20 protein-coding genes and 1 tRNA gene are annotated in these 24,451 nt (G+C 61.5%); 8 read left to right on the forward strand and 13 right to left on the reverse strand.

All coding sequences use genetic code 11. The annotated features are described in order from the left end of the window. Positions 1-330: 330 nt before the first annotated feature. The gene (locus NW860_RS11075; protein ID WP_414514195.1) at positions 331-747 is read left to right on the forward strand and encodes a hypothetical protein; all 417 of its coding nucleotides are present in this window, start codon (positions 331-333) and stop codon (positions 745-747) included. On the opposite strand, the gene NW860_RS11080 is transcribed toward NW860_RS11075, so the two are convergent. Genes NW860_RS11080 through pds form a run of 3 tightly spaced genes read right to left on the reverse strand, consistent with a single transcriptional unit; the run spans position 744 to position 3,958 of the window. After that, on the reverse strand, positions 744-1,559 hold the full coding sequence (locus NW860_RS11080) for an ABC transporter permease (protein WP_414405665.1): 816 nt from the start codon (positions 1,557-1,559) through the stop codon (positions 744-746). The two genes, NW860_RS11075 and NW860_RS11080, sit on opposite strands and share 4 nt — an antisense overlap. Before the next feature lie 50 nt (positions 1,560-1,609). After that, positions 1,610-2,497, reverse strand: coding sequence for a phytoene synthase (locus tag NW860_RS11085; protein ID WP_414514197.1), 888 nt, complete (start codon positions 2,495-2,497; stop codon positions 1,610-1,612). A gap of 48 nt (positions 2,498-2,545) precedes the next feature. Further along, positions 2,546-3,958 (reverse strand): 15-cis-phytoene desaturase, encoded by a 1,413-nt coding sequence (pds, locus tag NW860_RS11090; protein ID WP_414514199.1) that lies wholly within the window; start codon positions 3,956-3,958, stop codon positions 2,546-2,548. Positions 3,959-4,092: 134 nt separating this feature from the next. Here pds and NW860_RS11095 point away from each other — a divergent pair, with 134 nt between their 5' ends. Then, the gene (locus tag NW860_RS11095) at positions 4,093-5,331 is read left to right on the forward strand and encodes a phosphoglycerate kinase (RefSeq protein ID WP_414393861.1); all 1,239 of its coding nucleotides are present in this window, start codon (positions 4,093-4,095) and stop codon (positions 5,329-5,331) included. Between the two features lie 93 nt (positions 5,332-5,424). Here the strand turns inward: NW860_RS11095 and NW860_RS11100 are convergent, their stop codons facing one another. From NW860_RS11100 to NW860_RS11110, 3 genes are all read right to left on the reverse strand, one after another. Next, positions 5,425-5,775, reverse strand: a complete 351-nt coding sequence (locus NW860_RS11100; RefSeq protein WP_414360780.1) for a DUF1257 domain-containing protein — start codon at positions 5,773-5,775, stop codon at positions 5,425-5,427. 119 nt (positions 5,776-5,894) lie between these two features. Beyond that, positions 5,895-7,406 (reverse strand): AAA family ATPase, encoded by a 1,512-nt coding sequence (locus tag NW860_RS11105; RefSeq protein WP_414514200.1) that lies wholly within the window; start codon positions 7,404-7,406, stop codon positions 5,895-5,897. A gap of 70 nt (positions 7,407-7,476) precedes the next feature. Continuing rightward, positions 7,477-7,848 (reverse strand): hypothetical protein, encoded by a 372-nt coding sequence (locus tag NW860_RS11110; RefSeq protein ID WP_414393858.1) that lies wholly within the window; start codon positions 7,846-7,848, stop codon positions 7,477-7,479. A gap of 171 nt (positions 7,849-8,019) precedes the next feature. Here NW860_RS11110 and NW860_RS11115 point away from each other — a divergent pair, with 171 nt between their 5' ends. Continuing rightward, positions 8,020-8,226 (forward strand): hypothetical protein, encoded by a 207-nt coding sequence (locus tag NW860_RS11115; RefSeq protein WP_414393856.1) that lies wholly within the window; start codon positions 8,020-8,022, stop codon positions 8,224-8,226. Here the strand turns inward: NW860_RS11115 and NW860_RS11120 are convergent. The 3 genes from NW860_RS11120 to pheT all read right to left on the reverse strand — a co-directional run bounded on the left by NW860_RS11120 (position 8,223) and on the right by pheT (position 13,709). Next, positions 8,223-10,067, reverse strand: coding sequence for an ABC transporter ATP-binding protein (locus tag NW860_RS11120; protein ID WP_414514202.1), 1,845 nt, complete (start codon positions 10,065-10,067; stop codon positions 8,223-8,225). The genes NW860_RS11115 and NW860_RS11120 overlap by 4 nt on opposite strands. A gap of 173 nt (positions 10,068-10,240) precedes the next feature. After that, complete coding sequence (argB, locus tag NW860_RS11125; RefSeq protein ID WP_414394366.1) at positions 10,241-11,137, reverse strand: acetylglutamate kinase; 897 nt, start codon at positions 11,135-11,137, stop codon at positions 10,241-10,243. 100 nt (positions 11,138-11,237) lie between these two features. After that, positions 11,238-13,709: a phenylalanine--tRNA ligase subunit beta gene (gene pheT / locus NW860_RS11130; RefSeq protein ID WP_414514204.1), complete on the reverse strand. Its 2,472-nt coding sequence runs from the start codon at positions 13,707-13,709 to the stop codon at positions 11,238-11,240. Positions 13,710-14,120: 411 nt separating this feature from the next. Between pheT and NW860_RS11135 the strand changes: the two genes are divergently transcribed. Then, on the forward strand, positions 14,121-15,047 hold the full coding sequence (locus NW860_RS11135) for a D-isomer specific 2-hydroxyacid dehydrogenase family protein (RefSeq protein ID WP_414420592.1): 927 nt from the start codon (positions 14,121-14,123) through the stop codon (positions 15,045-15,047). Between the two features lie 24 nt (positions 15,048-15,071). Here the strand turns inward: NW860_RS11135 and NW860_RS11140 are convergent, their stop codons facing one another. The 4 genes from NW860_RS11140 to NW860_RS11155 all read right to left on the reverse strand — a co-directional run bounded on the left by NW860_RS11140 (position 15,072) and on the right by NW860_RS11155 (position 20,153). Next, the gene (locus NW860_RS11140; RefSeq protein WP_414393849.1) at positions 15,072-16,154 is read right to left on the reverse strand and encodes an isocitrate/isopropylmalate dehydrogenase family protein; all 1,083 of its coding nucleotides are present in this window, start codon (positions 16,152-16,154) and stop codon (positions 15,072-15,074) included. 126 nt (positions 16,155-16,280) lie between these two features. Continuing rightward, complete coding sequence (gene priA, locus NW860_RS11145; protein WP_414514213.1) at positions 16,281-18,674, reverse strand: primosomal protein N'; 2,394 nt, start codon at positions 18,672-18,674, stop codon at positions 16,281-16,283. A gap of 41 nt (positions 18,675-18,715) precedes the next feature. Next, positions 18,716-19,906: a hypothetical protein gene (locus NW860_RS11150; protein WP_414514206.1), complete on the reverse strand. Its 1,191-nt coding sequence runs from the start codon at positions 19,904-19,906 to the stop codon at positions 18,716-18,718. A 174-nt stretch (positions 19,907-20,080) separates the two neighbouring features. Next, positions 20,081-20,153 (reverse strand) — tRNA-Ala (locus NW860_RS11155). Positions 20,154-20,526: 373 nt separating this feature from the next. On the opposite strand from NW860_RS11155, the gene sppA reads away from it, so the two are divergent. The 4 genes from sppA to NW860_RS11175 form a co-directional block, all read left to right on the forward strand. Next, positions 20,527-21,552, forward strand: a complete 1,026-nt coding sequence (gene sppA / locus NW860_RS11160) for a signal peptide peptidase SppA (RefSeq protein WP_414514208.1) — start codon at positions 20,527-20,529, stop codon at positions 21,550-21,552. A 70-nt stretch (positions 21,553-21,622) separates the two neighbouring features. Beyond that, positions 21,623-22,807: an alanine racemase gene (alr, locus tag NW860_RS11165; protein ID WP_414514209.1), complete on the forward strand. Its 1,185-nt coding sequence runs from the start codon at positions 21,623-21,625 to the stop codon at positions 22,805-22,807. 226 nt (positions 22,808-23,033) lie between these two features. Beyond that, positions 23,034-23,492 (forward strand): adenosylmethionine decarboxylase, encoded by a 459-nt coding sequence (speD, locus tag NW860_RS11170; protein WP_414393840.1) that lies wholly within the window; start codon positions 23,034-23,036, stop codon positions 23,490-23,492. 27 nt (positions 23,493-23,519) lie between these two features. Then, positions 23,520-24,451: spermidine synthase (locus tag NW860_RS11175; RefSeq protein WP_414514211.1), on the forward strand; the 932-nt coding region annotated here is incomplete at its 3' end.

Here is a 24,451-nt window from a genome sequence, read left to right on the forward strand (position 1 = left end):
TTGATTCTACTGGGACAACAGCTAGTTTAAGCTTGTTCCGTGGCGCCTTTTGGGTTCCATGCAGCCTGGCTCAGTTGTTCGCTTTCGCCACCGCGAGTGGGTGGTGCTCCCGGGGGATACCGAGGAAGTCCTGGTGCTCCGGCCCCTGACTGGCACCCCTGAGGAGGGGGTTCACGTCCACCGGCGGCTTATGCATCTAGTGGGAGGTACCCTGCCCTTTGAGCGGGTTACCCCTGCCTCATTTCCCCTGCCAAGTGCCAGAAATGTTTCCGACGCTACAAGCACTTACCTTCTCTGGCAGGCTGCCCGGCTGCCAACCAAAGGGAGGCGTTGGAACTCGACCGGTACAGGATTCGGGATCTCTTGGGGGCGCTAGCCAACAGCCGCACCGAGCTGCGCTCCCTGGGCCGCTCCCGCCAGGAGCACCTGGAGTGGCTGCGCCAGCTCATCGATCCCCGCTCGGAACTGGAGCGCCGCTTTCTGGAGACCCTCGCAGCAGGGGGTTATCGCCTTCCCGACGACGCTCAGAAAGCCATTGCCGATCCCCGCTGTGTTGTCGACTTCTTCTATGATCCCAACGTCTGCTGTGATGGCGCTGTGCACGACCAGCTTCCCCAAGTGGAGCAGGATCACCAGATTCGAGCTCAGCTCCTGGGGCGGGGCTACCGGGTAATTGTCCTGCGCTACGACCAGGATCTGGGGGAGCAACTGGCTCGCTACCCCGAGGTGTTTGGCCAAGGCAACTAGTCTTGCTGGTGGGAAAACAGGTAGGCTCCCACCAGGGCCAGGATGGCCGCTAGGCCCGCTAGCACCACAACCGTGTACCAGGGGAACTGGGAGAGGGGCTGGTAGGCCGCCGCCCGCATGCCGATGCTGGCGTAGGAAAGGGGCAGGCAGTAGACCAAAACCTGCAGGTAGGTTGGCAACTGACTGGGATCGAAAAAGGTGGCCCCTAGGAAGGACATGGGTGTAATTAAAAAGTTGGTGAGCACGCCCACGCTCTCCAGGCTGGGCACCTTCAAGCCAGCGATGACCCCAATGCCGGCAAAGACGGCGCAATCCAAAAGCAGCACCAACAGCGCCAAGGGGTGAAGCAGGCCCCAGGCCCCTGTACCTAGCACCCCCACCGCCAAGACCCCCAAAGCCGTCAGCAAACCCCGGGCAATGCCGGCCAACACCTTGCCCAGGTGCAGCGCCAGCGGATGCACGGGCAAAAGCAGCAGCTCTTCAAAGCTTTTGGTAAATAGCCGCGCTCCACAGATGGAGAAGGTGGTGCCGGCAAAGCTAATGGTCATGGCAGAAAGCGCCACCATCCCTGGCAGAATGAAGCGCAGGTAGGAGCCGGCCGCCGTGGATCCCGCTACATCGGCCAGGGCTTCTGAGCGCAGGGATCCACCCAGCCCCACCCCAAAGGCAACGATGTAGATGAGGGGGGCTACCAGCCCCGAGGCCACCACCTGCCAGACCCGCCCGCGCAGATCCAGCCAGTCGCGCCAGAAGATGGTTAAACTGTCTTCCCAGATTTGCCGATAGGGTAGGCTCAGGGCACGGCTGACCATAGGTTTTCCCTTCTATTTCTTGGTTTTCTGCCGCTACTGCCAACGGCTTGCTAATAGCCGTAGTAGTTGGAGCGCCGCGACCGCCACCAGGCCACCGGCAGCGCCAAGGCTTTGCCCAGCGTGGACACATAGGCGCGGGTGCGAAACACCTGGTAGTGGTTGCGCTCGATGGCGTTGAGAATCTGCCGGTAGAGCATCAACGAAGCCACCACCGGCCAGCGGGAGTCCGGCTGCAGGGTGGGGATCCCCCGTTCCGCCTGGGCATAGAGCTCTCGAGCCCGCCGGATCTCGTAGTCCATGAGCGCCATCCAGCGCTCGTCGATGACGTGGTTAAACAGATCCCGCTCCGAGTAGTTGAAGCGGCGCAGATCTTCAAGGGGGATGTAGATCCGACCCCGACGGGCATCTTCCCCCACATCCCGCAAAATGTTGGTCAGTTGCATGGCAATCCCCAGGGCCACCGCCTCCTCGCGGCCATCCCGCCCTGGCACAAACCCCATGATCTCGGAGCACATCAGGCCCACTACCCCAGCCACGCGGTAGCAGTAGACCTGCAGCTCTTCCCAGGTGGCATAGCGCCGAATGTCCAGATCCATGCTCTGCCCCCGCAACATCTCGCGGAAGGGCTCAATGGAGAGGCGGTAGGTGCGGATGGTGTGGATAAGAGCCAGGTCAGTGGGGACTTGCGGCTCCCCCCCCTGGAACAGGGACTCCAGATGAGCTCCCCACTGCTCCAGCTTGCGGCGGGTGACTTCCACCTCTACTTGGCTGGCCTCTAGCCCATCCAACAGCTCGTCCGTTTGCCGCAGCCAAGCATAGATGGCCCAGATGGCCCGCCGTTTGGGTCGAGGCAGGAGTAGGGACCCCAAATAGAACGTCTTGGCGTGCTTAGCCGTGATCTGGCGGCAGAGGGCAAAGGACTGCTCAAGCGGACTCATTGGGCTCGTCTCCAGAGGCGCAGGGCCACATCTCAACACTATGGGAAGCTAGACCCCTGCCGGTGCCAAACGTGAGCAAGCAGCCGCTGGGGAGGGGATCCCTTTGTGGATAGCCTCAGCCGCCCACTTGCCGGAGAGGATGGCTCCCTCCATGCTGCCTAGGAAGGGCTGCAAGGTGTAGCTGCCGGCCAGGAAGAAGTTGGGAATGGGGGTAACTTGGGTGGGGCGGTACTGCTGCCGGCCTGGAGTAGCCTTGTAAACCGAGCGCGGGGTCTTCACCACCACCCATTTGCGCACCCGCGCTGGGTTGGGGCCGGTGAGATGCTGGGGAAAGAGTTTTTTCAGCTCCTCCAGGGTGGCGGCAAAGATCTCCTCGTCGCTGCGCTCGATCCATTCGGCAGCCGGGGCCAGCACCAGCTCCAGCATGGATCGGTGGGGATCGGCATAGGCGCGGCAGGTGTTGCTCATGTCGGCATACACGCTTAAGAGAGGCGAGCGGGAAAACAGGGAGTGGTCAATGTGAGTAATCTTGCGGTCAAACCAAATCTGCAGGCTGATCACCGGCACCCCTTCCAGCTCGCGCAGCTTTTGGAAAAAGGGGATCCCCCACCACTGAGCTGGCAGCAGCTCCTTGAGCGCATCCACCGAAAGGGCCGAGACGTAGGCATCGGCAGTTACCTGCAGGGGTCCGGAAGGAGTGACGACGCGAAAGCCGGCCACGCTGCCGTCAGGGTTGAGGTCAATCGCCTGCAGCGCCGCGTTCAAGTGCACCTGTCCGCCGCGGGCTACGATATAGTCCACCATCGGCTGGCAGAGCCGCTCCGGCGGGGCACCGTCCAGGTAGGCAATTTTGGAGCCGTCTTTCTGGCGCAAAAAGCGGTTGAGGGCCGTCAAGGGCACCATGGCCGAGATCTCGTCCGGGTTGATAAACGCCAGCGCCTTGGAGACGGCGATGAAAATATCCGTGTTGACCCGCTCGTCAATGCCCTGCCGCCGCAGCCACTCCAGCAGAGTGTAGCGATCCATCTGCTCCACATAGCGCTGGCCGCGCACCATGGCCGGCACCAACCCTAGGGCAAACCTCACCTTTTCGCTCCAGGTGAGCATGTCGTTGTTGCGCAGGATGGCCACAATGGCGTTGAAGGGGGCGGGAATGTCCGGCAGGTCAAAGCGGGAGTAGGTGCCCGGCTTGTCTGGCTGGTTGAAGATCAAGCTATGCTCCTTCCACTGCAGGCGATCCGAGATGCCCAGCTCCCGGAACAGTTGCAAGGTGTTGGGGTAGGCGCCGAAAAAGTTGTGCAGCCCCGTCTCGATCCAGTCGCCGTCGGCATCCTTCCAGGCGGCCACTAGCCCCCCCAGCACATCCCGCCGCTCAAAAAGCAGCGGCTGATGCCCAGCATCGCAGAGGTACTTGGCACAGGCCAGCCCTGCCAGCCCTCCCCCAGCAATGGCAACGCGCATGACGGTGACGCTCAAGCAACACTACCATTCTATTTGCAAACCGTTACAATTGCTGGCGGCTGCGAGAGCCCTGCTTTCCCGCCGGGATCCGATCCCTGGTAGGATACGGAAAAAATCCAGGGGGAGCGACAAAGATGGCCAAGCAAACACTGGGATCTCTGTTGTCATCTGGCTTTGATCTCAAAGGCAAGCGCGTACTGGTGCGAGTGGATTTCAACGTCCCTCTGGATCCTCAGGGCAACATCACTGACGACACTCGCATCCGCGCCTCCCTGCCCACCATCCAGGCCCTGGCCCAGGCAGGGGCCAAGGTCATCCTCACGAGTCACCTAGGCCGCCCCATCAAAAAAGACAAAGAGACCGGCGCTGTTCACATTACCCGCGAGGGCAACAGCCTAGCTCCTGTAGCCGTCCGCCTTGCCCAGCTTTTGGGCCAGCCGGTGGCCTTTGCCCCCGACTGCATTGGCCCTGAGGCCGAAGCGGTGGTGAACAACCTGGAAAACGGCCAGGTGGCTCTCTTGGAAAACGTTCGCTTTTACCCCGAAGAGGAAGCCAACGACCCAGAATTTGCCCGCAAGCTGGCCTCGCTGGCCGATCTATTCGTCAACGATGCCTTTGGCAGCGCCCACCGCGCCCATGCCTCTACTGCTGGCGTCACTGCCTACCTCCAGCCTGCTGTAGCTGGTTATCTCCTGGAAAAGGAGCTGCAGTTTCTTTCCGGCGCCATCGAGAATCCGCAGCGGCCCTTGGCGGCCATCATCGGCGGCTCCAAGGTCTCTACTAAGATTGGCGTCATCGAGCGGCTCTTGGAAAAAGTGGATAAGCTCCTCCTGGGTGGCGGCATGATTTTCACCTTCTACCAAGCCCAAGGGATTAAAACTGGCAAGTCTTTGGTGGAAACTGACAAGCTGGATCTAGCTCGCTCCCTGATGGAGAAAGCCAAAGCCCGGGGCGTCGAGCTGCTGCTGCCGGTGGATGTGGTGGTAGCCGATAAGTTTGACCCTGAAGCCAACGCCCAAACGGTTTCCATCCACGCCATCCCCGAAGACTGGATGGGCTTGGACATTGGCCCGGAATCGGTCAAAGCCTTCCAGGCTGCCCTACAGGGGTGCAAGACCGTAGTCTGGAACGGGCCGATGGGCGTCTTTGAATTTGACCGCTTTGCCGCAGGTACAGAAGCCATTGCCCGCACCCTGGCCGACCTCACCCAGGCCGGGGCCATCACCATCATTGGCGGCGGCGACTCGGTGGCGGCTGTGGAAAAAGCGGGCCTAGCGGACAAGATGACCCACATTTCCACGGGTGGCGGCGCCAGCCTGGAACTGCTTGAGGGCAAGGAGCTGCCTGGCATTGCTGCCCTCAGCGAAGCGTAGGTTCTGCGCAGCCCCTTAAAGGCAAAAAAGTGGGGGCTGGGCCCAGCCCCCTTTTTTGAAGATCGCTGCAGCGATGAGGACAGAGGATCCGGCTTAGTGCACCACCACCTTGACGTTGGCGTTGTTCAAGCCGGGACGCTTCACCTCAGCCAAGGTCTTGTTGATGGCGTACTTCTGGTTGATGGAGTTGATCAACTCGGTTTGGTTGTACTTCTTGGCCACGCCCCACAGATCGGCAATCAGGTCGTAGGAACCATCAGGGTTCTTGGACCAGCCCAGATCGTAGTCGCCCTCCAACTGGGCCACGATGTCAGCGCGAACACGCTGGCCATTGTAGCCACGCACCTCCGCGTTCAGCTTAACGGTGTAGCCAAGATCGCGCAGGGAGTTGATCAGGATTTGGCCGTCGGTGATTTTGGTGCGCAGAGTGCTAAAATGAGACATGGTGTTTCTCTCCTCCTTTGTGTAGGGGTTGGAACGTTAACAGAAACAACGGGCAACTTCTAGCGAAGGGTTGAGGCCATCTCTACCTATGCGGCAGTGATGTGGGCCTCAACCTTTTACTAGAACTCCAGCCGTTGGTACTCGGCTACAGCAGCTGCTGCTGGCCGAGCCCGCTGCTGCGCCCATTCCCTCAACGCTACCACTTGCTCCGTCATGGTGCGGGACAGCGGTTGAGTTGCTTTCGTTGCTGCCAAAATGTCCAACTGGGTAAACTCACGGTTTTGGGCAAACGCTTCATACATGGCAGCAATCAAAACTTGTTCGATCTCCGCGCCGGAGAAGCCTTCGCAGGCAGCGGCTAGCTGGCGCAGGTCAAAGCGACTGATATCGCGCCGCCGCTTCTGCAGGTGGATCCGAAAGATTTCCATGCGCTCGTTGATGTTGGGCAGATCCACAAAGAAGATCTCGTCAAAACGGCCCTTGCGCAGGAACTCTCCAGGAAGGCGATCCACGCGGTTAGCAGTGGCAATTACGAAAACCGGCGCGCGCTTCTCCTGCATCCAGGTGAGGAAGGAACCGAAAATGCGGCTGGAGGTGCCCCCATCGGAGTCGCTAGAGCCTGCTGCTCCTGCAAAGGCTTTATCCAGCTCGTCAATGAAGAGGATGGCTGGCGCCAGCGATTCGGCGGTGCGCAGGGCGCTGCGGAGGTTGGCCTCTGATTTCCCCACCATGGAGCCATCGTAAACGCGGCCCATGTCTAGGCGCAGCAGGGGCAAGCCCCAGAGACGGGCCGTAGTCTTGGCAATCAGGGACTTGCCGCAGCCGGGCACCCCCAGGATCAGCAAGCCCTTGGGGGCAGGTAGCCCGTAGGCGCGGGCTCGCTCGGTAAAGGCCTCGGAACGCTGCAGCAACCAGCGCTTTAACTCCTCAAGGCCGCCAACCGCGTCGATGGACTCGTCCTCTTCGATGAACTCAAGGATGCCATTGCGGCGGATGATTTGCTTTTTCTCGGAAAGGATGATGTCCACCTCCGCCTCGCTGAGGCGGCCATGCATCACCACCGCCTTGCGGTAAACTTTTTCCGCCTCGTCCTGCGTCAGCCCCAGGGCTGCCTTGACCAACTTTTCTCGGGTTTCGGAGCTCAGGGATCCCCCGCGCGGAAGCTGCTCCAGCTGCCGGTTGAGGATGCGCTCCAGCGTGGCCATGTCGGGAAGGGGGAAGTCCACCACGCAGATATCCTTTTCCAGCTCAACTGGGATTACCTGCACCGGCGACATGAGGAGAAGCGTTTTGTGGGATCCCTTGAGGCTGGCGACAGCATCCCGCAGCCAGCGCTTGACCTCAGGGTTGTCCAGAAAGTCGTGCAGATCCTTGAAAACAAAGATGGCAGGATCCTTGTGCTCCATCACCCACTGGATAGCAGGCTGGGGAGACTGGGTGTTGTGCTGGGTTAGGCTGCGGGGGTTGCCGTATTCAACAATGCCGCGAGTAACTGTCCAGGTAAACAAGCGCCGCTGCGGCCTAAGAGTACGGGCAATCGCTGCCAGGGTTGCCTCCGCCCGCTCCTCCTCTGAGGTAACCAGGTAAAGCAGTGGGTATTGAGCTTGGATGAGGATGCTGAGCTCTTGCATGGAAAACACCAACTGCGCGGAGGGAAACTGGAAAAAGGCTGAGGCAAGTGGGCGCTAACTGGGAAGCGGCCTAGCAGGGCACCAGCGCGTCCTGGCGCTCTTCCCCTGAACCTGTGGCAGCCTCCCAATATCCTGGCTCCACCGCTTCCAGGATGGCTTCAGCGGCAGACTGTTGGCGGAGAGAGACCACCTCCCCGTTGCGAATGACAAACGGGTGACTGCACTCGGGACAGCGGTGAACTCGGTAGGTACTGCCCTGAACTCCCTCGATGATCTCTGGGTGGAGCAAGTAGAAGCTAAGCGCCTTTTCGGCCACCGCTGACATCGGCTCCCTCTCCACGGCAGCCCGGATCTTCAGCCTGCGGTGCAGTTCAGGCGAGAGATATAGCGTTACCTTTTGCTTGGCCTCTGGGCCTTCCCCAACCTCTGGCCGCTGACTCATGGCTAGCTGTTTTCTCGTTACGCGCCGGGCTTGCAAGCCATCATAGCCAGCCTGACGTCTTGACGGCAAAATCTTAACAATCTGTAACGATCTTCTTGGGGGCTTTCCTGGCTTGTGGAGATCCCCTGCTGGCAGAGTAGGCTGAGTAGGAGATGCAGAAGTTCATTCCCCATGGAACGCCTCATTGCCACCTTCAGCAAAAGCTTCTTCACGTGGGGCCGTCGTTTCCTGGTGCAAGCCGGCGACGGTTTGGCCAGCCTGAAAGATACGGCCCTAGACAGCGGCAACCTGCTCCTCTGTAGGGCGCGCATTGCTTTGGCGGATGCCAGCTTCACCACTCTAAGGGCAATTCGCTCTCGCTTCGGCTCGACCCGCTAGCTACCCAGACCTTGCAGCCGATAGAGCTTGGCGTAGAGACCGTTGCGGGCCAGGAGCTCGGCATGGGATCCCTCTTCTTTCAGCTCCCCCCGCTGCAGCACCAGGATGCGATCCACATCGCGGATGGTGGAGAGACGGTGGGCGACGATGAGGGCAGTGCGATCCCGCAGCAGAGTTTGCAGAGCAGATTGGAGGAGGGCCTCGGTGCCCACATCCAGGCTAGCGGTAGCCTCATCCAAGACCAGGATCTTGGGATCCCGCCACATGACCCGCAGGAAGCTGATGAGCTGCTTCTGGCCGCTGGAAAGGTTACTGCCCCGCTCCCGCACAGGGGTGGCATAGCCCTGGGGCAGGCTACCGATGAACTCGTGCAGGTGAAGTTGGCGGGCAACCCGCTCTACCTCGGCCAGATCCCCTTGCTCGCCTAGGGTGATGTTTTGCTGGATATCCCCGGAAAACAGGAAGCCCTCCTGCAGGAGGACCCCTAGGTGACGGTGCAGCTCAGCCTGGGGCAGGTCGCGAATGTCCACCCCGTCGATGCGAATGCAGCCGTGGCTGACGTCGTAGAGGCGGCAAAGGAGGCGGATGATGGAGCTTTTGCCAGCGCCGGTGGGCCCCACGAGGGCTACCTTTTCGCCGGGGCGGATGGTGAAGCTGAGGTCTTTGAGCACCCACTCGCCAGGGTTGTAGGCAAACCAGACGTGCTCGAACTGCACCTCCCCTCTGGCAGTGGGGGGCAGGTGGCGCGGCTGGGCGGGATCCCGAAGGGCCACCGGCAGGCTGAGGATGTGGTCGATGCGTTCCACAGCGGTGAACCCTGCCTGGAGGGCAGTGAACTTTTCTGCCAACTGGCGCAGCGGGTTAAAAAAGCGCTGGGAAAAGAGGATAAAGGCGTAGAGGCTGCCCAAGGTCAGGGGCTCCGTAAGCAGGGGCAGGGATCCTCTCCAGTTGCTCTTACTAGCGGCGATGACCTGCTGCCCGCCTACCCAGAGGAGAGCAGCCACTGCCAACCACGCAACCCACTCCAAAACGGCAGAAAGGGCAGCGTCGTAGAAGATGGTCTGATCCACCTCTTGGATATGGCGCCGATTGATGGTTTGAAACATCTTGCTGTTGAGCCGCTCCCGGCAAAACAGTTGCACCACGGCAATGCCCAAGAGGTTTTCCTGGATCCAGGCGTTGAGCTTGGAGAGCTCTTCCCGGGCGCGAAAGTCGGCAAGGCGAAAGCGGCGCTGCAGCTCGAGGACCAAAGCGCTAATAGGCAGGACGAGGAGGATGAGCAGCAGGCCCAGATCCCAGCGCTGGCTGAGCATCACCGTGGCAACGACCAGCAGGGTAAACAGGTCGCTGACAATGCCAACCGCACCGGTGGAAAACACGTCCCCCAACGCTTCCACGTCGCTGGTGATGCGGGTAATCAGCTTGCCCACGGGGGTGCGGTCAAAAAACTGAGCTGGCAGGGCCAGAACGTGGGCAAAGAGATCGTTGCGGATGTCGCGGGTTATCAACTGCCCCAGCTTCTGGCTGGTATACCCTTCCAAGGCTTGAAAAACCCAGCGGACAAGCAGCGTGAGGAGCAGCAGGCCCAAGTAGGGCCAGAGGCTGGCAAGGGGCCTACTATCCCCCTGGGCAAAGGCTTGGGCGATGGGGCCATCCAGAGCCCGCTGCAGGATCAAGGGCTGCACCGCATCCGCCAAGGCCAGGGGGGGCAGAAAGGCTAAGGCAGCCAACAACAGCTTCAGGTGCCGCCGGGCGTAGGGCCAGAGCAGCCGCAGCAGCCGCCAATCGCTTCGGGGATCCCTGGAGGAGGCGGCCTCGGAGGAAGAGGTAGCAAGGCTCACGGACTTCTACCCAAGAACGCTGATGACACCTCGTGGAGATTGGTGCGCGCCAGCAAGGAGCTGGGGCACAGCTAAACCCGACAATCCGCTAAGCCGTGGTGTAATGCCTCGGCCATGGGCGCAAATCTTCTGCCGAGAAGAATCCATTGCCGCACCGCTGTCGCGAACGAAGACTAGAGGGAGGCTCCGTTCCCCAACTGGGCAGAGAACTGAGAAGGGACCATCTTGGTGCCCACACCGGCATCGGTCAGCAGCTCCAGGAGCAGGGAGTGAGGGGAGCCGCCATCCAGAATGTGGGCAGCCCGCACCCCTTGGGCCAAGGCGCGAATGCAGCACTGCACCTTGGGGATCATTCCCCCTCTAACCACCCCTGTCTGGATCAACTGGCGAGCCGTCTCGATATCCAGGAGCGTAATCAGGGAGCTGGGATCCTCAGGATCCCTGAGAATACCTGGGGTATCGGTGAGGAGGATTAACTTCTCTGCCCCTAAAGAGGCTGCCAGCTCCCCGGCCACGGTGTCGGCGTTGATGTTGTAGGCTTGGCCGGTCTCGTCAGCGGCCACACTGGCAATGACCGGGATCTGGTTGCCCTCTAGCAGAGTGTGCAGCACCTGCGGGTTGACGCTGCTCACCTCCCCCACAAAGCCAATTTCCGCTCGACCCTGGGAGCGAGCTTTAATGAGGTTGCCATCCCGGCCACACAGCCCCACCGCCGATCCGCCAGCCAAGCTGATGAGCTGGACAATCTGTTTGTTGACTTTGCCCACCAGCACCATCTCCACCACCTCCATGGTGGCTGCATCGGTTACCCGTAGGCCGTCGACAAACTTGAAAGGGATGTCCAGCTTCTGGAGCCAACTGTTGATTTCCGGCCCCCCGCCATGCACCAGCACCGGCCGAATGCCGACACAGGCAAGAAAAACAATATCCCGCAGCACCTCAGCTCGGCGCTCCTGCTGCACCATGGCGGCGCCGCCGTATTTGATGACCATGATGCGCCCCTGGTACTGCTGGATGTAGGGCAGGGCTTCGAGGAGAATCTGCGCCCGTGTTAGGGGATCACAGGCCACAGCCTGAGAGCTGGTTGCTGCCGAAAGAGAGGCGTTGCTCTGCACGGCCAAAAGTCCCGTGTAAAACTTCCCGAAGATCGTACTAGAAACTAGCAGACGGCTAGCTGCGCAAGGTAACCGGAAAGTGCTTTTCTAGCTGTGCCCTCACCTGGTTTTGCGCAGCTTCCACTTCGGCATCGGTGAGCGTGCGATCCAGAGCGCGATAGACCAGCCGGAAGGCCAGACTGCGCTGCCCTGGCGGTACCCCTTGGCCGCGGTACTCGTCAAAAAGCTGCACCGACTGCAACAGAGGGCCTGCCGCCTGGCGGATGACCTCCTCGATTTCCGCCACCGATAGCTCCAGCGGCGCAAAGAAGGCGATGTCCCGGGCCGAGGCGGGGAAAGGGGAAAAGGGGGAAAATTGCACCCGGCCCCGCCTCTCTAGGCTGGCTAGCAAGGGATCCAACTCCAGCTCAAACCCATAGACCTCCTCCGGCAAATCTTTCTCCTGGCAAAGGCGGGGGTGAAGCTGCCCGAATAGGCCAAGGCGGGATCCCTCAATCCAGATGCCGGCCTGTCGACCCGGGTGCAATAGCGGCGATTGCGCCTCAGGGGGATCCGGGCGAAACTCTGGGGTAAACCCCAGCCGCTCCAGTGCCGAGACCAAGAGCCCCTTGGCCTCGAACCAGTCCATGGGCCGATTGTGGTGCCGCCAGTCATTGGGGTTGAGATCCCCGCCCAGGATGCCCCCCAAGTGCTCCGCCTCTTGATAGGGCTCAGGACTGGAGGGAGGGGCATAGGCAAAGACATGGCCAATCTCAAAAGCCTGCAGGGGGCCATTCCCCTGGGCCCAGTTGTAGCGGAAGGCCTCCACCAAGCCAGGCAGCAGCGCCTTGCGCACAGCGGAGTACTCGGGGGAAAGCGGATTGGCGATTTTGACCAGGGAGCTGTCCTCGTCCGCTGGACAAAGGGAGATGTGGTACACCTCCGTCAGGCCAATGCCCCGCATCACCTCGCGAATTTGCCGCGTCAAAGTCTCCCGTGTCGAGAGGGATCCCACCAGCGGCTCCGTGGGCAGGGTTTCGGAGAAGCGGTTGTAGCCGTAGAGGCGAGCAAACTCCTCAATCAGGTCGATCTCTCGCTCGACATCCCGCAAGCGATGGGGGGGAACAGATACCTGCCAAACGCAGCAAGCCACGCTGGCCGTCGCGGTAGCGGGGTCGGCCTTGGGGGCAACTGCCTGAGAGCGGGAAAGCTGAAAGCCCAGAGCCGACAGGATTTCCTCCACTTCCTCTGGCTGCACCTCGTCCCCCAGCACGTCGATAAGCCGCGACAGCCGTAGCTGGAGCCTCCGCTCCAAGGGTGGCCGCTGGTCAAACGTGGTCAGGCCCACCACCGCGCCTCCAGCCAGCTCCAAGATTAACTGCACCGCCCGATCCCGCGCCAGCTCAAGGGTAGCCAAGTTAACCCCTCGCTCATAGCGGGCCGAGGCTTCGGTGCGCAGCCCCTGCAAGCGGGACGAGCGGCGCGTGACCACGGGGTCAAAGAGGGCTGCCTCCAGAAAAACCTTGGTGGTGGCTTCGTCTACTTCCGTCTCCTCCCCTCCCATGACGCCAGCCAGGGCCACCGGTCGGCTGCCGGCAACGATGAGGTGGTTTTCAGCGTGCAAAGTACGGATTTGGCCGTCCAGAGTTTTCAGGGTTTCTCCCGGCTGGGCAAAGCGCACTTCGATGGTGGGTTCCTCCTTGCCCATGACCTGCAGCAGGCGATCCCAATCGAAGGCGTGCAGGGGCTGGCCCCATTCCAGCAGGATCAAGTTGGTAACATCCACAACATTGTTGATGGAGCGCATGCCGGCGGCGGCCAGGCGGTGTTTGAGCCAGTCGGGAGAAGGGCCAACCTTCACCCCCTCAATCAGCACGCCGCTGTAGGCGGGACAAGCTTTGGCATTGGCAATGCGCAACTGGAAGTTGGGGATGGGCAGAGCCTGCAGGGGCTGGACGGGTGGCAGGCGTAGCGGGTTGCGGGTAAGAGCAGCCACCTCGCGGGCAATCCCCACCATGCTTAGAGCGTCGGCCCGGTTGGCGGTGGAGGTGAGATCCAGCACCACATCGTCTAGGCCCAGCAGGGGGCGCACATCAGAGCCCAGCGGATGAGCCTTGAGATCCAAATCGGGGGGAAATTCGTGGATCCCCGCCGAAGCTTTCTCCAAGCCCAGCTCAGCTAGAGAACAGATCATGCCCTCCGAGAGCACCCCTCGCTTTTCCGCTTTGGCGATGGTCAGGTTCACCGCCGGCAAATGGGTGCCTGGCGTAGCTACAGGAACCAGCAGGCCAGGACGGGCATTAGCGGCTCCGCAGACAATCGTGGCCGGCCGTTCGCCTCCCAAATCCACTTGACAGACCCGCAGCCTATCGGCGTTGGGATGGGGCTCGGCAGCCAGGATCTTGCCCAGAACCACTCCCTCTGCCCAACGGCGGCGATCCTCAATCTCCTCCACTTCAAAGCCCACCATGGTGAGGGCTTCCGCCAGCTCTTCTGGGGAAAGCTCAAAATCCACCAGTTCCCGCAGCCACTTCAAGGAGATGCGCATCGCTAGTCTAGGGTGCCAACGCCGCACCCATTATCAGATCCCCCTCCAAAACCGGCAAGAGACTCCCTATCCCCCGGCAGCAAAGGTGGCCATGAGGATCAATGACAGCAAGATGCCTGGAAAGAGCAGGGCTATCAGGAGCAGGAACTCGGAAAGCGTCATAGGCCAGAGGTAAGCAGAGGCATCACTTTTCAAGCTAGACTCTTCCAGTTGCCTTTCCTCCCTCTGTTTGGGATCTCTTCCGGCTAGCAAGGTCCTGACCCCAATCGCAACAAGCTTTGCCCTCCTGCTGGGTACTTTGGCAGGCCGTAGGCCCAACCAAGGCAGCCTAGGGCAGGGCATCGAGAGTTCCCACCCTCTAGGGCGGGGAGGATGGCAAAAAAGAGGTGAAGAACTTCTCCAACAGCCGCAATGGGCATTCAAGGCAAGCGCATTGCCGTCGAGCCTGCGGATCTTCGCCCCTGGCTGAAGGCAGCAGTCCTGGCAGGGGGCGGCGAAATTGTGCCCCTCTCAGAAGCAGAAGCCCTGGTCTGGACCGATGGTTTCGACGTGCCAGGTTTAAGGCGTTGCTTGGCAGAGGGCCAAGGGATCCGCTGGGTGCAGTTGCCCTGGGCGGGCGTGGAGCCTTTTGCCCAAGCGGGGATCTTGCATCCCGCCTACGTGTGGACCTGCGGCAAGGGGGTGTACGCCCAGGCAGTGGCCGAGCATGCCCTGGCCCTCACCCTGGCTGGCCTACGGGATCTGAAGATCCGCGCTTTGGCCCAGACTTGGCAGCCGGGATCCGGCACCAGCCTCTGGGGCAAGCGGGTGGTGATTTTTGGGGCAGGGGGCATTGCCCAGGCCCTGATCCAGTTGCTACAGCCCTTTCAGTGCGCCATCGATGTAGTGCGGCGCAGGGCGGATCCCTTGCCGGGAGCCGGCCGAGTGGTGACGCTGGCAGAGCGGCAGTCGGTGCTGGCGGGGGCGGATGTGGTGATCCTGGCCTTGGCCCTCACCCCCGAGACCGAGGGGATCATCGCCCGGCCAGAGCTGGAGCAGATGGGATCCGGCTGCTGGCTGGTCAATGTGGCGCGCGGCAAACACATCGTGACTCCCGACCTGGTGGCTGCTTTGCAAGAAGGAATCATCCGGGGCGCCGCCCTGGATGTTACAGACCCGGAGCCGCTGCCCCCTGGACATCCCCTCTGGAGCTTGCCCAATTGCCTAGTTACCCCCCACACAGCCATTACCGATGCCATGATCATCCCCGCTTTGTCTGAGCGGGTGCGGGAAAACGTGCGCCGCTTTCGGCTGGGGGAGCCTTTGTTGGGAGTGGTGGATCCAGTTCTGGGCTATTGAGCGGGGTTGCTTGAAGCTGCGGCTTTAGACGCGAGCGAGCTCCTGGACGCGGGCGGCGATGGCCTCGGCCATCTCCTGAGTGCCCACAGGCTCCCCTTGGGCCAGGTCATAGGTGACGTATTTGCCTTCGGCAATGACCGACTGCACTGCCGCTTCTACCCTCGCGGCGGCTTCCCGCTCGCCTAGGTAGCGCAGCATCATGGCCCCGGAGAGGATGAGGGCAGAGGGGTTGACCTTGTTCTGACCAGCATATTTGGGTGCTGAGCCGTGGATGGCCTCAAAGACAGCGATGCCATCGCCAATGTTGGCCCCCGGCGCCACCCCCAGCCCGCCAATCATGCCAGCGCACAGATCCGAGATGATGTCCCCATAGAGGTTGGTGAGCACCAGCACATCGTAGAGCTGCGGCTTTTGCATCAGTTGCATGCACATGTTGTCCACGATGCGATCCTCAAACTCGATGTCGGGGTACTCCTGGGCCACCTCCCGCGCCACCTGCAAAAACAGCCCGTCGGTAAACTTCATGATGTTGGCTTTGTGAACGGCCGTTACCTTTTTGCGGCCATTTTGGCGGGCATATTCGAAAGCAAACTTGACGATGCGGCGGCTGCCAAACTCTGAGATGGGCTTGATGGCAATGGCCGATCCCTCGCGGATGAACTTGCCGGAAAGGCGCATCATCTCCTCTCGCGCCTGCACAGCTTCGGGGGTCCCCCTTTCAAACTCGATCCCGGCGTAGAGATCTTCAGTGTTTTCCCGCACCACCACTAGGTCGATGTTTTGAAAAGGGCTTTTGATGCCAGGGATAGATTTGGCCGGGCGCAGGTTGGCGTAGAGGTCTAGCTCTTTGCGGATGGCTACATTGACGGAGCGAAAGCCCGTGCCTACGGGGGTGCCAATGGGCCCTTTGATGGCCACTTTGGTTTCTCGGATGGACTCTAACACCTGCGGCGGCAAAGGCGTGCCGTATTTCTCAATCACCTCTACCCCTGCTTCCACCCGGATCCACTCCAATTCCACCCCGGTGGCTTCCAGGACCGTGGTCATTGCTTTGGTTACTTCCGGGCCGATGCCATCGCCGGGAATCAACGTTACACGATAGGCCACAAACGCTTCTCCTTGCTTGACGCCACACAAAGCACCCTTGGCCGTTGTCGACCAGGGATCCCCTAAGCTTAAAGACTATAGAAATAGAACAGGTTGAGGCCAAGAATTGGCCAGGGCAACCTACCCCTAGAGGATCCGCAGCGGATCCACATCGAGGCTGACGCGGATCCCCTGGGGGATATGCCCAAGGGCGCTGCGCAAGTGGGCATCGATCTGGGTGCGATCCCAGGGCTGACCAGGAAGCTGTTTGAGCAGGATCTGCCAGCGGTAGCGGCCGGCAACCCGTTCCACTTGGGCTGGCCCTGGGCCTAGGATCTCGGCTGGGATCCCTTGCAGGCGTTCGCCCACGCGCTGGCAATAGCGCTCCAGTGCCTCCAGGGAGGTGCTGCTTAGGCGGATCAAGATCAGGGCTCGGTAGGGAGGGTAGCCCCCCTCTTGGCGTTGGCGCAGCTCGGCCTGGACAAAGCCCTCGTAGTCGTGGGCCAGCACCGCTTGCAAGATGGGGTGCTCCGGCAAGTAGGTCTGGATAATGGCCTGGCCCGGCAGGGATCCCCGTCCTGCGCGGCCCGCCACTTGGGTGAGCAGTTGAAAGGTGCGTTCACCAGCGCGGTAGTCAGGCTGGTGCAATAGGCCGTCGGCAGCCACTACCCCCACCAGCGTCACCTGGGGAATATCCAGCCCCTTGGTGAGCATCTGGGTGCCCACCAGCACCTGAGCCTTGCCGCTGCGAAACTGCTCCAGCAAGTTGCGGTGGGATCCCTTGCGGCGGGTGGCATCGCTGTCGTAGCGCAGGATCCCTAGCTGCGGCCAGTGCTGCTGCAGCACCTCCACCACCTTCTGGGTGCCGGTGCCGAAGTGCTTTAGGTAGGGCGAACCACAGGCAGGGCAGCGCTGGGGATGGGGTTGGCGGGCGCTGCAGTAGTGGCAGCGCAGCTCCTGCCTGCCCTCTAGGTGAACGGTAAGGGAGACGTCGCAGTGGGCGCAGGTGAGGACAAAGCCGCAACTGCGGCACAAAACAAAGGTGCTGTAGCCGCGGCGGGGGACAAAGAGGATGGCCTGTTCTCCCCTCTTCAAAGTCTCGTGCAAAGCTTGTTGCAGGCGACGGCTGAGAATGCCGCGGTTGCCCGCCTGCAGCTCTTGGCGCATGTCCACCAGCTCCACCTGGGGCAGAGTGGCCGGGATCCCCGCCTGAGGAATGCGCTGCGGCAGGGCCAGACGAACCCAGCGCTGCGGGTCCTGGAGGTGGGCGGCGTAGGTTTCCACTGCGGGTGTGGCGCTGCCCAAGACCAGGGGACAGTTGGCCAGCTCAGCCCGCCACTCCGCCACTTGTCGAGCGTGGTAACAGGGCTGGGGCTGATCCTGCTTGAAGCTGTCGTCGTGCTCCTCGTCCAAGACAATCAGGCCAAGATTGGCCAAGGGGGCAAACACCGCCGAGCGCGTGCCAATTACTACCTGGGGGACAGAGATCACCATCTGCCGCCAGAGGTCGTAGCGCTCCCCTGCCGAGAGGCCGCTGTGGTAGGTCCACACGCGGGATCCCAGCCGCGCCCGAAAGCGGTCCGTCAGTTGCGGGGTAAGGCCAATCTCCGGCACCAGCACCAAGGCCGACCGTCCCTGCTGCAGCACCTGGGCAATGACCTGTAGGTACACCTCTGTCTTGCCCGAGCCGGTGACCCCGTGCAGCAGAAAGCGTTGGTTTCGCCCCAGAGCTTGGCAAATGGCCGCCACTGCCTCGGCCTGAGCTGGCGTCAGAGGCTTGGGCCGATCTTGCTCCACAGGCCGGCCGGCCTCCCCCAGCCGCAGCAGGGGCCGCTCGTAGAGGTGCACCCGGCCTTTGCGGGCCAGACTCTGCAACACCGACCGGCTTACCCCCGCCAGACGCTCCCACTCGGCTAGCAGCAGCTCCCCCCCTTTTTGCTTGAGGATCTGCAGCGCTTTCTGCTGGGGCAAGCTCAGCCCCTCCAGCGAGTCCTCTACCAAGGTGGCTGCCTGCTGGGTTTTTACCCTACCCCCCTGCTGCTCCTGCCAGAAACTTTCCACCCAACCCCGCCGCTGCAGCTCCCGCAGGGCCAGCTCGGCGCCGGGCACCTGCTGCTGGAGGTAGCGCCAAGACAGCTCCCCCCCTTTTTCCTGGAGCAGCCGCAGCAAAGCCTGGGCGGCCGGCGAACATTCCCCTTGGGGGGATCGAACCAGGCGGATCCGTCGCTGGGAGCGGCTAAGCAAGCCAGGGGGCAAGACCGTGCGCACCACCTGCGCCAGGGGGGTGAGATAGTAATCGGCTACTCGCTGCAGCAGGGGCCAGAACTCCTTGGGCAGGATCCCTTTGGCCACCACTGCCTCAATTGCCCGCACCGACTGGGGCTCTACCCCTGCTGGTAACTCGGCACGCCAGCCCAGCGCCACTGCCCCCGCTACCTGCTGGCCAAAGGGGACGCTGAGGAGATCGCCGGCCTCTGGCTCCCATCCCTCCGGCACACGGTAGATGAAGCACCCCCCCAAACGAGGATGATCCACCCACACCTCCAACCAGCGGGGAGGAGCGGACTGCAAAACGGGATCCCTCACGGGCGGGACAAAAACCGCGGCAGATCTACCGCCCGCTTCCCGGCCCGAGCCAGCAGGGGTCGCGGCTGAAGCGCGGGCTTGGCGGCTTGGAGGGAAGCAGGAGACTCCGCTCCCTTGGGTGTGTCAGCCCCTTTGGCAACCCCATCAACCCGAGCTGGGATCTCTAGACCCCTGCGCTCCAGGGCCGCCTTGAGGCTAAGCACATGCATCTGTTGCTGCTCGCACTTTTCTTTCAAGGATCGGTTCTCTTCTAAAAGGGCCACTCGCTCTGCCTGCAAAGCCTTCACCTGCGCCTCCAAGGCTTCGGCTTGTTCCTGCAAATGGGCAATGGCCACCTGGGCAGAGCGTAGCTGCGATTGCTTGGCAGATTGCTCGGCAAGCTCATCCAAAGCCGCCTGAAGCTGCTGCTCCAACGCCTCGATGCGCTGCTGAGCTTGGGCGTACTGTTCCTGCCAGTGGGCAATTTCTGCCTGGGCTTGGGAGAGGGCTGCCTCCAATTCCTGTCGTTGTTCTTGCCAGCGCTGCTGCGCTTCCGCTTCCGTCTCCGCATAGCCCGCTAGCCGCGCCTCAAGGCGCTCCCGCTCTCCCTGCCAAGCTGCCTGCTGCTCGCTGTAGAGAGCCCGCAGTCTGCTCAGCTCTGCCTGCGTTTCCGCCAGTTGGGTGCGGGCTAAAGAAAGCTCGGCCTTGAAACGCTGTAACATCTCCACCCGTTTTTGGGCCAGATCCTGGGCTTCTACTAGCGAGGCTTGGAGCTCCTGCTGACGGTGTTCCCACTGACGGCGCTCCTGGGCATGGGCCAACCGCAGCTGCTCAAGCTGCTCCTGCAGGGCCTCAATATCTTGGCGCTGCCGCTCGTTGAGTCGTTGTCGTGCTGCCAGCTGAGCTTCTTGCTCCGAGAGCAGAACCTTTTGCTCTGCCAAGGTTTGCTGGAGCTGGTGCAGAGCATGCTCCCGCTCCTGCAGCTGAGTGCGCAGGGCTTGCACCTCAGCCTGCAGGCTTTCCTGAAGGGTGCGCCGCTCTTGCAGTTCCGCTTCAGCTTTGAGCAGCCGGGCCTCCAACTGCTGCTGCCACAGGGCCGAAGGCTGCTCTGACTTGGGATCCGGTTCCGAGACAGAGTCCTTGACCGAACGGCCAGCCTGTGCCTCGGGAGGGGTAGGGTCCAGCTTGCCTGAGGAGGGAACCTGCATAGGGAGAGGAAGCAGTGGAGGTGGTGACGAGGCTTCTTGAAGTATAGGGAGATTTTCTGGGGGGTTCAAGCTAGCCGGCAGAGCTCCATGCCTTCTGGCTCCCAGCTAGGCAAAGCAGCTGCCGTAGCTTTCTGCTCCTCTTAACTCCCTCACTCCCCAGCCTGACTACTGTCATGGAGCTTAGCGGACTCGAACCGCTGACCCCTTCAATGCCATTGAAGTGCTCTACCAACTGAGCTAAAGCCCCAAGTTCTACTAGAAGCTAGAGGGTGTGGACAACAGCCCTACTCCTAATTTTAGCCTAGAGAAGCGGCTTTGCTGACCAAAGGTACCAGCTACTTTTGACCTCTCTCCAGCTTTGGAAGATCTCTACCCCACGCCTGGCAAGGGCTTTACGTAGTCCCCTAGTCCGCAGTGGGGGCCCTCAGGCGCTCGTACTTCTCCAGGCTCTAGCCCTGGCAATACCCTGCCGTAGGCTACCTAGGTGACAACTGCAAGTATACTACAACTCCCCCCCGTCTGCACTGCCCTTCCCCTCGCTCGCCTGCAGAGCAGTGGGGATGCAGTCGCTACAAAAGCCTGCTGGGTGATAGAACAAAGTCAGTGACAACGGGGGGGTTGTGACTCAGGAAAGCCAGTTGAACCGCATTTTGGCGGCTGCTTTGCTGGTGGTTTGCCTAATTGCGGCCCTTGTCGGCAGTAGACGCCCTGCAGCCGAGTTGGCTCGAGGGGGAGCTCCTCAAGGGGCAAGTCGCATCGAGGTGGTCGCTCTCGAGGGTCCTATCGGCGGCTTGCGCCGCTCAAGCTTGGTGGGCTTGCCCACCTCCCCTTTAGAGCAGCTGCGGGAAGCGGTTGACGATAGCGCTGTCAAGGCTGTCCTGCTGCGCATCAACAGCCCAGGCGGGGCCGTGGGATCCAGCCAGGAACTCTACCGTGCCGTTACCGCCCTGCGCGAAGCCGGCAAGCCTGTGGTGGCCGTCCTGGAGGACATTGCCACCAGCGGCGGTTACTACGTGGCCAGTGCTGCCGACAAAATCTACGCCAACCCCGGCACCCTGACTGGCAGCCTAGGGGTACTCATCAGAGGCCTTAACTTTAGCAAGCTGCTCGACACTTACGGCATAGAGCCGCAGACCTTCAAAACCGGCGAGTACAAGGACATGCTCTCCCCCTTTCGCCCTGCCACTCCCCAAGAGCGGCGCCTGCTGCAAGAGCTGGTGGAGAATACCCTCGACCAGTTTATTCGCGATGTGGCCCGCGGGCGCCAGCACTTGCCCGAAAAAGGGGCGGAAGAGGTGCTGGATGCGGAGATAATCGCGCGGCGGCAGAGTTTGGATGAGGTGCGACTGCGCCAGTTGGCCGATGGGCGCCTCTTCACCGGAGCGCAGGCGGTGGAGCTGGGCCTAGTGGACGCCTTGGGGGGGTATACCGAAGCCGTGGAGGATCTGCGGCGGATGACCGGGGATCCCTCTCTGTCGCCGGCAACCAGAGACCCGTTCCAACGCGCCCTGCGGCGGCTATTGAGCCAAGGGCTGCCTCCAGCAGGGCAAAGCTTCTGGCTGGGTCAACTGCTGGGAGACGAGGAGGCTGCCGGGATCCCAGAGCTGCCGCTGTTGTGGATGGCGCCGGCCTGGACTTTGCGCTAAATCTAACCTTGGCCGGGTGTGAGGGTGAGTTGTGGATCAAGAAGTGTCCACGTTGGACGACGCTTCTACTTTGACTGCGGTTGCGGCGCCGGGAGCAAGGACAGACTCCTGGACGGCGTTTAACCCGGAGCTAGAGCTGCTAACCAGCCGCGCGTGGGTGGAAATTGACGCAGCCCAGTTGCGAGAAAACCTAAGGCTGTTGCAAGCCCGCCTAGGCCCAAACGTCGAGATCTGGGCGGTGGTCAAGGCCAATGCCTATGGTCATGGAGCTCAGCTAGTGGCTCCTCTGCTGGTGGCTGCTGGGGCCAAGGGGCTATGCGTGGCTACGCTGGCCGAAGGGATCGAGCTGCGCCAGACAGGCCTACAGGAACCGATCCTGATCCTGGGCGCTTTGAATACCTGGGCGGAGCTCCAGCAGGCCATGGCAGCGCGGCTGGAGATTAGCCTTACCCGCGCCGAGCAGATCCCCCTGCTGCGCCAGGTGGCCTCCTGGGCCGGGCGGCCCGTTCCAGTCCACGTTAATGTCGATACCGGCATGACCCGCCTGGGGATCCCTTGGCAGGAGGCTGCCGCCGTCTGGAGGCAGATCTGCCGGATCCCTGAGCTAGAGATCTGTAGCCTATTCTCCCACTTTGCAACAGCAGACGAGCCCAACTCGCCGGCAATGGCCCAGCAAGAGGCCCGTTTTGCCCAGGTGGTAGAGCAGATCCGCCAGGCCGGGGATCCCTTGCCGCCGTTGCATCTGGATAACTCCGCCGCCGCCCTCACCCGCCTTCACTACTCCCGCGTGCGGCTGGGGCTAGTCCTCTACGGCTTGTCTCCTGCTCCTCACCTGCAGGTGCCTGGGCTTAGACCCATCCTGCGCCTTAAAGCGCGGCTGACCCACATTCAAACGGTGCCTGCCCACACGGGTGTCAGCTACGGCCATCGCTACATCACCCGCCGTCCCAGCCGCATTGCCACTCTGGCCATTGGCTATGCCGATGGGATCCCAAGGCGGCTTTCCGGCTGGCTGCGAGGGTGGGTGCGTGGCGGCCTGATCCAGCAGGTGGGCACCATCACCATGGATCAGTGCATGTGGGACGTTACTGAGAGGCCGGACATCCAAGTGGGAGACGTGGTGGAGCTGTTGGGCCCCCATCTGGGCAGCATGGGCTTATCGATCCAAAACTGGGCCGATCAGTTGGGCACTATCCCCTACGAGTTGCTTTGCGGGCTTTCTGCTCGCCTGCCAAGGGTGCTAGTCAACGCCTGAGCCTGCCACTGGCGCAAGCTCCCACCAGCTCAGAGAATTCCCGTCCCCTGGGGCTTTTTCCTGAGCTTGCTTCTTTTCCTCTGGCTTGAAGAACTCACGTCCCTTGCTCGATAGGCCAGAAGAAAGCCGCTGCTCCTTGTAATCTGCCTCAATTTGTGAGACAATCAGAAAACTGTGCTTTTGCTTGCACGGCTCTTGTCGTCTATCTGGCCAATTAGGGGATAGTATGGTACACACGCTATCTGGCCAATTAGGGGATAGGTCTCTGGCTCTAATCGGGATCCACTGCATCCTAGAGCTGTACGACTGCCCGGCCCACCTCTTGGATGATGTCTCCCTGGTGCAGCAAGCCTTGCGGGAGGCGGCAAGACGCTCCAATTCCACCCTTTTGGGTGAGCTTTACCATCCCTTTGAGCCGCAGGGGATCACGGCGCTGGCCCTCTTAGGAGAATCCCACATCTCCATCCACACCTGGCCTGAAGTGGGTTATGCGGCGGTGGATGTGTTTACCTGCGGGCGCCATACGCGGCCTGAAGCAGCCTGTGAATATTTGATTGAGGTCTTTCAAGCGCGACGGCATTCGCTGCGCAAGCTGCCTCGCCGAACCACGGAGCCGGCGTCCCTTGAGGAAGTGACGCCCTTGCCTGAGGCAGTTAGTTGTGAAACAGCTAGACGAAGGCGCTGAGATTGCACCACCTTTGCCAAGCTACCCATGAACCTGCCAAGGAACTTCTTCTGGGCCCAGGAGTACTTTACCCCCTGGAGCTACACTGCCTTTGCTATTACACGCATCCTGGCCTACCGAAAGACCCCCTTTCAGGAAATGCTGATTGCCGAAATGGGGGCCTACGGCAAGGGCTTGATGCTGGATGGGCATTGGCAGTCCACCACGCTGGACGAGTTCCTCTACCATGAGGCGCTCGTCCACCCTGCCCTTCTCCAAGTTGTCCAGGGGGGTGGGATCCCTCGGCGCGTGCTTGTACTGGGGGGAGCGGAAGGGGCAACGCTGCGGGAGGTGCTGCGCTGGCGCTCGGTGGAGCAGGCGGTGATGGTGGACATCGACGGAGAGGTGGTGGAGGCCTGTCGGGAACACTTGCCAGAAATGCACCAGGGGGCCTTTGAGGACCCGCGGGCGCAGGTAGTGATTGCCGACGCTTTCGACTTTCTCCAGGAGACAGAGCCGGTTTGGGACGTCATCCTCTCCGATCTTTCGGATCCTGTGGAAGCTGGCCCTGCCGCCCGCCTCTTTACCCAGGAGTTTTTCTGCCAGATCCGCTCCAAGTTGCAGCCCGGTGGAGCTTTTGCCCTCCAGGCTGGGCCGACAAGCCCCTTGGAGTTGGAGCAGCACACCCGCATCGTTCACACCCTCAAAACCGTGTTTGCTGCTGTGCAGCCCTACGCCATCTACGCCACCACCTACGGCGAGCCTCTTGGATTTGCCCTAGCAGCTCAGACTCCTATCCCCTCCAGGCCGGAGCCGGAACAGATCGACCAGCTTCTGGCTCAGCACTTGGATCCCAGTCGAGGGGAACTGCGCTTCCTCGATGGCACTGCCCTCCTGGGTCTTTACCAGGTTCCCGTCTATGTGCGCCGCGCCATTGCCGCTGAGACCACCGTCTACACCCTAGACAACCCTCCTCAGGT

This window comes from Synechococcus sp. F70.1, from assembly GCF_047502745.1.
Taxonomy (GTDB): domain Bacteria; phylum Cyanobacteriota; class Cyanobacteriia; order Thermostichales; family Thermostichaceae; genus Thermostichus.